7 protein-coding genes are annotated in these 12,526 nt (G+C 45.3%); all 7 read right to left on the bottom strand.

All coding sequences use genetic code 11. The features are described from left to right. Positions 1-39: 39 nt before the first annotated feature. The 7 genes from XMA127_RS00915 to XMA127_RS00885 all read right to left on the bottom strand — a co-directional run bounded on the left by XMA127_RS00915 (position 40) and on the right by XMA127_RS00885 (position 12,525). On the bottom strand, positions 40-4,734 hold the full coding sequence (locus tag XMA127_RS00915; RefSeq protein WP_173498818.1) for a calcium-binding protein: 4,695 nt from the start codon (positions 4,732-4,734) through the stop codon (positions 40-42). An 802-nt stretch (positions 4,735-5,536) separates the two neighbouring features. After that, entirely contained in the window at positions 5,537-5,965 is a 429-nt protein-coding gene (locus tag XMA127_RS00910) for a LacI family transcriptional regulator (protein WP_173480193.1), read from the bottom strand. After that, complete coding sequence (locus XMA127_RS00905) at positions 5,962-7,317, bottom strand: recombinase family protein (protein ID WP_173480192.1); 1,356 nt, start codon at positions 7,315-7,317, stop codon at positions 5,962-5,964. The genes XMA127_RS00910 and XMA127_RS00905 overlap by 4 nt, the downstream gene beginning before the upstream one ends. Continuing rightward, on the bottom strand, positions 7,314-7,805 hold the full coding sequence (locus tag XMA127_RS00900) for a DUF2924 domain-containing protein (RefSeq protein WP_173480191.1): 492 nt from the start codon (positions 7,803-7,805) through the stop codon (positions 7,314-7,316). Before XMA127_RS00900 ends, XMA127_RS00905 begins: the two co-directional genes overlap by 4 nt. After that, positions 7,802-8,020 (bottom strand): hypothetical protein, encoded by a 219-nt coding sequence (locus XMA127_RS00895; protein WP_173480190.1) that lies wholly within the window; start codon positions 8,018-8,020, stop codon positions 7,802-7,804. Before XMA127_RS00895 ends, XMA127_RS00900 begins: the two co-directional genes overlap by 4 nt. A gap of 411 nt (positions 8,021-8,431) precedes the next feature. Further along, complete coding sequence (locus XMA127_RS00890) at positions 8,432-11,485, bottom strand: efflux RND transporter permease subunit (protein WP_173498817.1); 3,054 nt, start codon at positions 11,483-11,485, stop codon at positions 8,432-8,434. Then, positions 11,482-12,525 carry an efflux RND transporter periplasmic adaptor subunit gene (locus tag XMA127_RS00885; protein ID WP_173480188.1) on the bottom strand — a complete coding sequence of 348 codons (1,044 nt, stop codon included), beginning with the start codon at positions 12,523-12,525 and terminating at the stop codon, positions 11,482-11,484. Before XMA127_RS00885 ends, XMA127_RS00890 begins: the two co-directional genes overlap by 4 nt. Between the last annotated feature and the right edge of the window lies 1 nt (position 12,526).

The raw sequence follows: 12,526 nt of genomic DNA, 5'->3' as shown, positions 1-12,526 counted from the left end.
CGAGACCAGCTTGCACAGCCTCTTAGCAAGAGTATTAATTTATACCAACCACCATTGTTCCAGTGAAGCTACTCCATTCGAATTTAAATCAGAAAAGTGTGACATTGAAAGATGATCGGCATTTTCATTGCCACCCCAACTAGCGTTTACATCACCGACCAAATAACCAACAAGATTGTCGCTAGCATCTATAGAATCAAGGTTAGTATTGATCTGCTCCCATGGCACATTAGACCTATCTACCTTTGAATGACCTTTTTCGAAATCCCACAAAGCAGTATCTTCTGTGACAAACTTCCATTCACGTTGATACGCACCATTCAGACCCACAGCCATTTTAAGAATATTCAATGCATCAGCCGCACTAACTCTACCATCCTCGTTCACATCAGCCGCAAGAAATTGATATGGACTTACTTCAACAGAGTCTTCATTAGGATTAATCCCTACTGCTAATTTTAAAGCTGCTAACGCATCTGCAGCACTGACTACTCGCCCTTGGTCAATTTCGTCTAACTCGCGATGTGGAATCAGCCCTGAACGATCTGTGTCAGTAAATATCTCGTGTTTTGACCAGTGGTAAACCTTGCCCGAACCATTTGGAATCGTATCAGTGCCTGATCCATCTAGAACTGTATCGGTACCTGAACCATCTAGAATCGTATCGGTACCTGAGCCATCTGAAATTGTATCGGTGCCTGAACCATCTAGAATCGTATCGGTACCTGAACCATCTAGAATCGTATCGGTACCTGAACCATCTAGAATCGTATCGGTACCTGAGCCATCTATAATCGTATCGGTACCTGAGCCATCTGAAATTGTATCGGTGCCTGAACCATCTGAAATTGTATCGGTGCCTGAACCATCTAGAATCGTATCGGTACCTGAGCCATCTGAAATTGTATCGGTGCTTTCGAGAGGGTCAGTAAGATCAAATTGATAACTAACTTCTGTAGCACCGAGCACTTGTCCTGACACATCCAGAGTACAGCTGGTAACCGCTACTTCGTCATAGCCAGGATTATCCCTCAATAAACTTCCAAAGAGATCCCAATTCCAACCGCCCTCATTATCTGTACACACAATAAATTCATGTACAGATTTAGACTGGGCATCAATTGCATCGGCCTCATCACCTGATGTAGTTCCTGTATCAACCGCCGTACCATCTACAAGCAATGAATCACTTACAGTCTGACTAGAAGAGTTCGAAAGCGTGATTGTTAGATAAACAAACGAGTTCGCAGCAGAAGTACCTGACAACTTAGTGATAGATTTAAAATCATTTTTATCGATCTTTTCGCCTTCGATAAACGATGCAATGGTCCCATAATCGGCATCAGAAGAAGGGGCCTGAAAACTTGTTGATTCTAATGTCGATGCACCAGCTAAATTAGATAACTGCAGTATGGCATCATTGGCTTGTACAGAGAGGTAATTAAGCGTTGTAGCAAAATAGGTCACACCCTCTATATTAATGGTGCCACCAATATCTGCTCCCCTACCAAGCATTTGACCTGATGCATTAAAGACATCCCAATTGACTTGGTTTGAAACATCCTCTATCGAAAAAATCAGTAACCCAGAATCTGAAATGGAATCTGTATCGATAGAAAGATTGGTTTTAAGATCGGCTCCTCCAATAATTTGAGAAACACCATCTATTGCTAGAACGCTATCCGCTTCTGAATTACCAACAATACTTTTATAGAGGCTAGGGTCATAATCTAATGAGATCGTTTTACTGAGCGTCTGCGGAGCAGGCTTATCACCTAAAGAGGTGTCGATTTCATATGTAACTGATCCATTGTTGTTAACCAACAATTCTGGTGATATCTCTATCTCTATACCCGAATTCCAAGCGCCACCTCTAAGAGGATCGGTTATTTTAATCGATGCATCTAAGTAATCACTGTTGATGCTTACATTTGCACCTTTCGCCATCGAACCTTGAAGGGTAAACGTATCCTGATCCCAAATGGATATAAGATCGTCTGTATCTATATCGAGCACAGTTAAAGGTAAAGTCTTGGTAAAAGTACCCTCAAAATACTCTTTCAAAGGAATTAGATTGTCCCCGGTCATAATCCCGTAAACAAAGTAAGTACCGTAATCTAGTGAAAGGGTTGTAAACGAATTTTCAATACCCCCCACACCCAGATAAACCCCATCAAATCCTGAATCATCATCATCGGCATAGAAGTACACTTGTTCATCAGGGGTATCGGCGGTAGCGTCAGACGATGGATTATAAGAATCAACAGCTGACTCATTTAATCCACTGTAATTCAGGTTCTCTGTTTTATAATCAACAGAGAGGAGTCCTTCACTGTAACTAAATGCATTTAATGTAAGTGAATAATCTTTGAGTGAAGTGGTTGCAGTGTATTCAACCTCACCATAATCGTAATCACTGACTAATTCGACATCCCAAAGCTTATTGGACTCTAGCGAGGTGATGAAAATAGTCCTACTTTTGGTACTAGCCCAATCTTTAAGGTCGAAAATGCCGTTTTCTTGATATTCAGCTTGCGTAATTACTCGCTCGAGTATTGTTTTCTCTTTATCAGCATAAACTAAGACCCTTGTTTCGATTAAACCGGCAACCTCATTTTGCCAATCAATCTCTACGCTAAGGTCTTTTATGCTCTCATCGATCCACCAACTACTGAGTATGGGCACTTCATTTCGCCCAAAGAACTCCGTCTTACCGTTAAAATAGTACTTAATTCCGCCAAAGAAACTAACGTCAAATATGCCAGCATCCAATGTCACCTCACCCCAGCCAGCAACAAAGTCGTCAGAACTCACATTGTTATTGGTGTACTGAAGAAGGTACTCGCCTGAAATGGAATTGCCTTTAATATTGATGGAGGCATAGCCGCTGGCTACCGCTTTGCTGAATTTCAGGTCAGTTGATAGTGTCATCCCTGCCTTTACAAAGCCATTTGCAAGGTTTGCAGAGCCTTTAAGGACAATGCTCCCATCGCCCTCCCAGTTAATGTAAGCAGAGCCATTGATGGTCGCTACACTTGCACTGAATAGAGTTCCTGTAACACTTCCCTTTAAATAAGACTCTGTAAATTCACCTTGCACATCGATATTCACCAGCCCCTTTAAACCATCAAGCTTAAATCCACCTGCCAAACTAGGCAGTGTTGTTTCGCTGGTCAGGTTATTGAGTGAAGCGTTAATTTGCTTAAGACTGAACGGCGTTGAAAGAACGGGTATACCATACCCTGAAAAGGTCTTAACTAGTGCAATTGAATCAAGGGCCCAGGGGTCATAGGTAACTCCAAGCGCTAACTGATCAAATGACAAACTTTTGAAATATGGAACGACAAGACTACTGGTTACATCTATCGTTTTGTTGGATGTGTTAATGGAAAATTCAAAGTTATCGAGCTTAAAACCTTTGAATTCAACTACGGAATCTATCGATGCACTTAACGATAGATTGGTAATTTTTCCTTGACTAAACGCAAGACCGGAGCCTGGAAGCTCTAAATCTATACTAGGAAGCCATGGCACTCGTGGCAAAAGCACCAGATCATTACCAAGCAAAAACTGATCGCTCGAAGCATCATAATTTAATGACAAGAACCCTTCTTTAAAGGGACTATCAATACCACCCGTAATACCTGACAGCCCAGGACTGTCGTCCAAGTCTTGAGTTAAATAGTCTGAAGGGTTAAATAGGAACCCTAAAGTACTTATTGCATATTCAAAGGGCTGAAAACCCAGGCCCTCATTGATTGTAAACGAGCCATTTTTAAAATCGATATATCCTGACTGTACATTTATATAAGCGTCTTTTGTGCCAATTACAAATGATTTATACGTAACCCGTAACTTGTCTCCCACAATATCAGCTTCTAAAATTGGAATCTCAAAGCCCGCTAGAGATAAAAACTGATCACCAAAAGTCAACCACGACCCCCCTGTTGGATCAGGTAAAACAGCACCCTGGAAATTCTCGTTTAGATCCAGAAAAACTTCGGTCGAGAAGATGTACTCTCCAAATGCTTTACCGAACAACGTTAAATCGATTTCCCTTGCGGTAGTTGAAGTTATGACAGTATGTTCAACTAAACCTTGTTTACCATTTACATTAAGAACATCAGATGCCAGAGAATCATCGGGATATTCTGGATCAAAATATGTAACATAAAGGGAAGAGTTCAGATACTCCTCCTGAACCTCCAGAGTCGCACCAGTTCCAACCTTCTTGGAACCGCTATACCAGACAAAATTATCGGGATCTAACGCACCATTTAGCTTCAGTGCATTAGCCGTCAATGTGCTCTCAACTGAAAAATCACCCTGAATGTACAAATAGTCTGAAACATCAATGGATGAAACAGGCAATACTTTCGAAACGGATTTTTTGGTACCTGCAGGTGTAGTCCAAGAGAGTTCTATTTGTAGGCTGCCAGAGGCATCACTAGGTATAACAAAATCTAAAGTGTTAACGCCTGTTTTGATGGTTGTACCGCCAATACTTGCGGTAACCGTAACTGATGGATTAGAGGAGTCTAATACCTCATCTCCCTGAAGTTGTTGCCAGTATTCAGGAGTAACTCTAACTGAAATAGATTCGCCGGGAAGGTAAGGAAGCCATTTATCGTAAGTCGAATTTGAATCCGAAAATACTAAAGCGCCTGCAGTGGCTGAATAACCAGATTGTTTCACCCAAACTGGTGGACTAGTTACAACAATTTCTTCAGCCATCTTACTCTTTCCGCATAGACATAAACAGCCAAATATACATCAAATACCCCTGTAAGAAACCACACGAGTTATATAACTTTAGTTGAGTTTAAAAAACTAATTGAAAAAACCTCTCTGCCAGCGGAATTGAGCAGACGACTTATTATTGTATTGAAAAACCAAGTTTGATTTCGCGATACATCACAAGAGCTTCAGAGATCCCATGTTTTGCGCACCTGATTTTGTGTAAAATTTTGTCGAGAAAATTATGTTTTTTAGTTATTTTTAATCCGCAATCGAATACTCAGTAAACAAAAAGCACTCAAAAAACGGGGGCTTTTATGGGGGCTCTTTAATAAAGAGCTAAATTAATTATTCATATTTATCAGTAATCTAATGGTATATTTCGATTGACGCCACCTCCACCAATACACTAAGGTCAACCGTTATCGGTTGGCCTTTTTTATTACCTATCTCTTTGTATTATTTGGGGTTAATGAGGGTTTTTGCTGACTTCCCTATAAGTTTGAAAATCGACATATCGGGCTATTTTCTCTCTGATGGCCCTATATTCTCTGTCTCTCTCCGTTTTTTGAAACAGCGAAGTCAACGAACATCGGATTTCCAGTCCCGAGCAAACATCGGTTAGCCAGCGAACTAATCGACGAGTTTTATTTTTAAACTTCAAGGCAATCGTTTTTAACAACTCTTAAAAGGCCACTCTAAATGCCACAATCCAAGCCTCGCCCTGGCAATGTTTGGATTGAGGGATGACCGCCTGGAACTTCAAAAATAGGTAACGTCCCGAGCCTGCCAGGTTCATTTAGTATTCAAACCGCTGACGCTGCTCGCTCCACAACACCGCAGTATCAACAGCCAAATCAAACAGCGTCACGTGATCCGGCACTTCATCATCCAGAATAGCTTCGACGATCTCCGGTGCCAATGTGGTCAGGTTAATCATGCGACTGACATAACTACTGTCAATCCCCTCTCGCTTGGCAATTTCCTTGAGACTGCTGACTTTTCCTGACTCAAACAACCTGAGCCACCGATGCCCACGTATTAAGGCCAACTGCAGTACCGTGAACTTTTTCTCCCAGGGTCGTCCAATTACTTCGCCTGTAGGTTTCCTCAGAACTTTGCGACCTTCACGACGGGTTATCTTGATAGGAACACGAATGCTCATAACACCATCGGATGACTCATAAGTTTCTCGTTGGCCGTTGGATTTGATTTCGATCTCATTCATACGCTAGCCCCCGCTCTGTCTGTCTGTGTTGCTGTGAGTAGTTCTCTGGCTACAGATTCCAAGCCGTTTAGTCTGAGCCGGACCTCTATATCCTCGGGTGAGACCACCACCTTCTCGATCAGAAGTTTGGTGATCCGCTCCTGCTCGGCCGGGAACAGAAACTCCCAGATATCATCCAGTTTACGCAACGCTATGGTGACTTTCGCTTCATCAAGCTCATTATCAATTGATACCGCTGCAGGGAGTATCTTTTCGATCATCTGTTGTGATCGCAGTATTTCACGCAGTTGCGTCTGCACGGTTGCCTCTAGCTGCGCAGCTGGATATCGCGCTAACCCTGACGCGCCTGCATATTCCTTAGCGTCGCGCTGAGGAATGTAATAGCGATAGCGCTTGCCGTTTTTCTTTTTCGTCGTCCAGGGCGTGAGTGTTCTACCATCGTTACCAAACACAATCCCTTTGAGCAGGAATGGCACTTTGGCTCGCGTACGATTCGCTCGCACTTTTCCGTTGGTTGCCAAAATCGAGTGGACTGAGTCCCACTCCTCCTGAGTGATGATTGGAGTGTGCCGTCCGTCATACCAGTTATCTTTGTGATGAATTTTACCGATGTACGTCTGGTTATGGAGGTACTTGTAGATCATGCCCTTATCGATGGGCTTACCAGCTCGGTAGTTTCCTTCCTGTGTCGTCCACGACTTGCTTGTTGCGCCTTCAAGCTGAAGCTCTCGGACCAGCAGTGTCGCAGATCCTAGTTCAACAAAGCGTTTAAATATCCGTTGAACCAATTTCGCTTCTTTCGGGTTGGGTACCAGATGGCGGTCTTTAACGTCATAACCCAGCGGCGGAATACCGCCCATCCACATGCCCTTCTTCTTACTGGCGGCGATCTTGTCTCGTATACGTTCACCCGTGACCTCGCGTTCGAACTGGGCAAAGGAGAGCAAGATGTTTAATGTTAATCGACCCATGGAAGAAGTAGTGTTGAACTGTTGCGTTACAGAGACAAACGAAACATTGTGGCGATCGAAAACCTCAACCATTTGCGAAAAGTCTGCGAGGCTACGAGTTAGTCGGTCGATCTTGTAGTCCACAACAATATCGATTTTTCCCGCTTCGATGTCCCTCAGTAACCGCTGTAATGCGGGACGCTCCATTGAGCCGCCGGAGTATGCCGGATCGTCATAGTCATCAGCCACAGGTATCCGGCCTTCGTGACGTTGGCTATTGATGTAATTATGCCCCGCATCAGTCTGGGCATGGATGGAGTTGTACTCCTGATCCAGACCTTCTTCAGTAGACTTTCGCGTATACACAGCGCAGCGTTTTCTCTGTCGAGTCGATTCGCTCATTTAGCACCTCCTTTTTTGCTTGGTTTAGATGCTGAGCGCAGGCCAAAGAACACAGGGCCCGACCACCGAGTACCGGTGATCAATCGCGCGATCTCAGAAAGACTGCTGTACAAAGTGCCTTTGTAATCAAACGCCCCATCTAAGGTAACAGTGACCTCATGCCGCTCCTCCTGATATTCACGAATGAGCACCGTTCCCGGCTCCGGTACAATCTTTCCAGCCGCACGCGGATTGCCGGTATCCTTTAGCAACTGCTCGATTCGTTTTTGGTTCCTCTCTAAAAGTCCGGGGTTCTGTTGCCTGTAAACATTCTCCTGCAACTTGTAGGAGAGACGACGTTCAAGATATGGCCTGCGGTTTGTAGGCGGTTCAGTTTGATAGACATCGAGCCAGAAGGACTTGAGATCTTCGAAGGACATCTCCTTAAGACCAACAATCTGTTCTATCACTGATGAAGGTATCGCGACGGGTTGATGTTTTCTGTTCATATCGACTCCTTAAAGTTGGTTAGGGTGTCGTTTGTATGAACGCTCTTCTCCTGGTAGAAGCCAAGCTGAACTTCGCTATACTCCTGAGGTTTCTGCGAACTAGCGCATCCACTTTCTCGCAAACGAACCAAGCCATTCGCCAGCAGTTGCGCGACCTCATTGAGTCGCTGGCTCGCATCCATCTTGTCAGGTGGAATCTGTTTGATTTGATACATTGGTAGGCACTCCTGAATAACTAACGACTGTTGACGATAATTTTCAGGGTGTGCGAGCTATCTGGCCATCACGTGGTTTCGAACGGATTTAAGCTCGTGAGGGTTAATGCAAAAAGTGATCAAATTATTTGGCTGTTTACATTCTTAGGTTGGAATACTGAACTGCTGGTTCTGGCCCTTTCCGGACCTTCAATTTATTCAATCAAAGAGGCTTTGAATGACAAAATTTTGAGAAAGGTGGACTCCCACATTTTATGGCTGATACGTTATACATCTAGTTTGGTAAGTTACGAATTCCACTTTTGATTAGGCGATAGCTGTTCCTCATTTCTAATTCTTCATGAATCAACTAGGGGTAGTAGCCTGAAGTTCAATTCTGTTGACTCGTTGAATCTCTGTTTTAATCGCAGTTTAAAGCGCATCATCATATTTTGGTGCTTCAACTTTAAACCACAATGCATACATAGCTGGGACAAACAGCAGTGTTATAAATGTCCCCATCATAACCCCGCCAATTAATACATAGGCCAGAGGTCCCCAGAATAGGTCGAATGTAAGCGGGATAAAAGCGAAGATGGCCGCGAGTGCTGTCAGAATTAGGGGGCGAGCTCGTGAGACGGTTGCCTCGATGATCGCCTTGCCTGCTGCCAACCCTTCTTCTAAATTATCCTGTACCTGCTGAGTCAGGATCATGGTGTTACGCATCAAAATACCGCCTAGTCCGATCAAGCCTAACAGGGCGGTAAAGCCAAAGGGTTGGTCAAATATAAAGAGTGCAACAGCAGCACCAATTAACCCGAGCGGTGCAGTAAAAAACACCATGAAGGTTCCAGAGAACGATCGCATTTGTAGCATAATAAATATCAGCATTAATGCGAGCATCAGCGGTTGCAGCTTCTGGATAGACTGATCGGCTTTGCCGGATTGCTCTACTGATCCCCCAATATCAATTCGATAGCCGGCCGGCAAATCATCTCTAATCTGCTGCATCGTATCCCAAATTGCTTTAGTGACATCAGGCGGCTGCGCCCCCTCGACATCGGCATGCACGGCTAGAAAGGGTTCGCGATTGTAGCGTTTGATAACAGGTTCTTCGTATTGAATGGTGAGTTTGCTCAACTGCCTAACCGGAATTTTCTTTCCATCCTGAGTCTTGATTTCTAACTGTTCGGGTAAGAGTATAGTGTCGCGTGAACTACGCGCGACCACTTGAACACTTCTTATATCCTGTCGTACCTCGGCAACTTCGACTCCGTTTAGTTGAAACTGAAGTTGCTGTGACACGTCGTTAGGTGTGAGTCCCATTAATAGAAGTCGCTCTAGATCCATATCAAGATGGAAGCTTGGAGCACGCTCATCCCACTCTAGGTGCGGAATTACAGTGTGTGGGTTAGATGCGATTTTATCTCTGACTTTATAGGCAATATCGCGCAATATCTGTTGATCAGGACCTACGACACGGAAGCTGACAGGCCAGACAACCGGTGGCCCGAACAGCAGGCTTGTTACACGGATTCGAGCTTCTGGAAACTCGCCGTTGGCAATTCTCTGCTTAAGTGCGGCCATGATTCTATCGCGTCCTGCTGCATCATCACCTATTGCGATAATCTTAGCGAAGGATGGATCAGGTTGCTCAGGGTTTGCTGAAATGAAGAATCGTGGAGCTCCCGCCCCGATGTAAGAGGAGAGGCTCTTAACCTCCGGTAGCTCAGATAACGCACTCTCTAATTTTTGTACTGTAGCATCCGTTGTTTTAATTGAACTGCCTTGAGGTAGATAGACTGAAACCAATACCTCGGGTCGGTCAGAACTTGGGAAGAACTGTTTATCAACAAGTATCGCCATCACAGCTGCGCTCATAACAAGCGCTGCAACGGTAACTAGAATAACTGTCTTACGAAAGCGTACACAGTAAGTGATGATTGCCCGTAGTTTAGTGTAAATCGGGGTTTGATAGAGGCTCGCTGCATCGTGTTTCTGATAGTTAGGGAGTAACTTCACCCCGAGGTAGGGCATAAAGGTGACGGCGACGACCCAAGATATCAGCAGTGAAAATGCCAGTACCCAGAAAATGTTGCCGGCGTATTCTCCGACTCCCGATTGAGCAAAACCGATAGGGACAAAGCCAGCAGTCGTAACTAGGGTCCCAAAGAGCATAGGGGCTGCGGTAACATTCCATGCATGGCTTGCAGCACGAATTCGATCCCAGCCCTCTTCCATTTTTACGATCATCATCTCTATGGAGATAATTGCATCGTCGACTAGCAGTCCCAAGGCGATAATCAACGCACCAAGTGTGACCCTGTCGAGGTTGATATCAACCATTTTCATGATGAGGAACGTCAGACCGATAGTGATCGGTATTGCGATGCCGACAACAAGACCTGCTCGGAAGCCAATAGCGATGACAGTGACCGCCATCACCACAAGTACAGCCACTAGAAATTTTACCTGGAAAAGGTCAACAGCCTGGCTTATGGCATCCGTTTGGTTGGTGAGCACCTGTAGCGAAACACCTAAAGGAAGGTTGGAGCGCTCTTTATCGAGAAAGTTTGCGAGGCTTTCACCAAAGGCCAAGCCATTTTCACCTTTGTTCATGACCACGCCTAACAGAATCGCATCTTCGCTATTGGCCCGCACTAGATAGGTTGGCGGATCTTCATATCCACGACTCACCTCTGCGATGTCGGAGAGGCGTATCAATGCATTACCAACTCTGAGCGGTAGGTCTGCTAGCTTGTCTGGGTCGCTTAAATCAGAGTGTGTACGAAGATAGGCACGCGGCCCGTTTAGGTCCAAAGAACCCTCAGGAATGAGTGTGTTACTTGCATCGATCGCTGCAAAAATCTGTTCGGGCGTTACTCCTAGGTTATTTAAACGGTCCATATCGAAATCGATAAACACACGTTCAGGTCGATCACCAAGTATCATCGCCTTTTGAACGGCTGGGAGCTGTTGTAACCGATCCCTGATTGTCTCAGCTTCCCGACTAAGATCCCTCATAGGCATGCCGGGAGCTGTTAGAGCTATAAGGGAGAAGTACACATCGGAGAAATCATCGTTTACTATCGGCCCTATGACACCTGAGGGTAGGTTGTGCGCCTCATCCTGCATTCTTTTTCGTACTTGATAGAAAAGATCAGGCACAACTTCACTAGGTGAGAAATCCTCAAACTCTATCTGTAAGTCTGCTCGACCAGGTCTAACCGTGGTCTCGATCTTACTTAAGTATTCGACCTCTTGGATTCGCTTCTCCAAGCGGTCGACGACTTGATTTTGTAAAACCTCAGGTTCAGCTCCTGGCCATACAACGGAGACAACCATAACCCGCACTGTGAAAGCCGGATCTTCTGCGCGCCCCAAAGAGAAGAATGCAAAAACACCAGCCAGGACAGAAAGTATTATAAAAAACAGAGTAATTGAGCGTTCACGTACAGCAAGCGCTGAGAGGTTGGGGAAACTCATCGCGCCTGCTCCCTAACCGCCATTCCAGGTTCCAATAGATGGGTGCCAACGGCAATGACGCGACTTTCGCTGTTTAGTGGCGCGCGAATAGTCGCATACTCTAATTTCAATTCCAGTACCTCAACTGAGACTGGTTGAGCTGTATTGCCTACAACCTGCCAAATCTGAGGGCCCTGGTTGCGTTCATCAAGCGCGCCCAGGGGAACCTCGAAGGTGACATCTGATGTGTTACGGTTAAGCGCAACCTGCACAACAGTCCCTATGTTCAACGCCTCTGTCACGGCTTCTATTCTGTACCTAGCTTTCCAGCTTCTACTCTCTGGGTCTGCTGCACCAGCTACCTCACGTAGACGAAGCGGCAAATCTTGCTCTTGTAGCTTTAATACACCTGATTCTGGAGCTTGGTTGCCGTCGGATAGGAACACTTCGACCTCTAGATCACCATCTTCTACGAGGAGTGCCACAGGTTGCCCCACTCCAACAACCATTCCCGGTTCACCTGTAACCTCGGCTAATACACCGGATTTATCTGCACGTAGCTCAGCATAACTAAGCCCGTTTTGGGCTTGAGATAATACAGCTTTGGCGGAATCACGACGGCTTTCCGCGTTCTGTAGTGCGAGCTCAAATGCTTCTAGAGTTTGTCGGCTAACAAAGTTGCGTTCAATTAACTGGCGTTGACGGTCGAGCTCATTTTGAGCGATCGCGAGGGCGACCTGTGCAGTTTGAAGTTCCGCTTTGGCAACTTGCATAGTAGCCTCTAAGTCACGTTTATCGAGTTCAAAAAGCAGAGCGCCACTCGCTACCTTCTGACCAGCATCCACCTCTCGCTTGAGAATGCGCCCAGAAACCTGAAAAGAGACAGGAGTCTCATAATGCCCTCTAATGGTTCCCGATGCTCTGATTTCGTCGTGGTCGTCCGTCTTAACCGCCACCGTGCGTACCCAAGGTGCATCGGTCGTTGGCGTTTCAGTTGGAGTGGTGTCGCCACAGCCGACGAGAAGAAGGGCTAGTATAAGCGGCGGCAGAACCTTGCGCATA

Origin of the sequence: Marinobacterium sp. xm-a-127 (assembly GCF_013283425.1) — a bacterium.
Classification (GTDB): domain Bacteria; phylum Pseudomonadota; class Gammaproteobacteria; order Pseudomonadales; family Balneatricaceae; genus Marinobacterium_E.
The sequence above is the reverse complement of the archived record's forward strand: the minus strand, read 5'-3'. Positions and strand labels throughout refer to the sequence as shown.

Excerpts from the sequence above, each read along its gene's own strand:
- XMA127_RS00915 (WP_173498818.1), bottom strand. The coding sequence starts at position 4,734 with ATGGCTGAAGAAATTGTTGTAACTAGTCCACCAGTTTGGGTGAAACAA.
- XMA127_RS00910 (WP_173480193.1), bottom strand. The coding sequence starts at position 5,965 with ATGAATGAGATCGAAATCAAATCCAACGGCCAACGAGAAACTTATGAG.
- XMA127_RS00905 (WP_173480192.1), bottom strand. The coding sequence starts at position 7,317 with ATGAGCGAATCGACTCGACAGAGAAAACGCTGCGCTGTGTATACGCGA.
- XMA127_RS00900 (WP_173480191.1), bottom strand. The coding sequence starts at position 7,805 with ATGAACAGAAAACATCAACCCGTCGCGATACCTTCATCAGTGATAGAA.
- XMA127_RS00895 (WP_173480190.1), bottom strand. The coding sequence starts at position 8,020 with ATGTATCAAATCAAACAGATTCCACCTGACAAGATGGATGCGAGCCAG.
- XMA127_RS00890 (WP_173498817.1), bottom strand. The coding sequence starts at position 11,485 with ATGAGTTTCCCCAACCTCTCAGCGCTTGCTGTACGTGAACGCTCAATT.
- XMA127_RS00885 (WP_173480188.1), bottom strand. The coding sequence starts at position 12,525 with ATGCGCAAGGTTCTGCCGCCGCTTATACTAGCCCTTCTTCTCGTCGGC.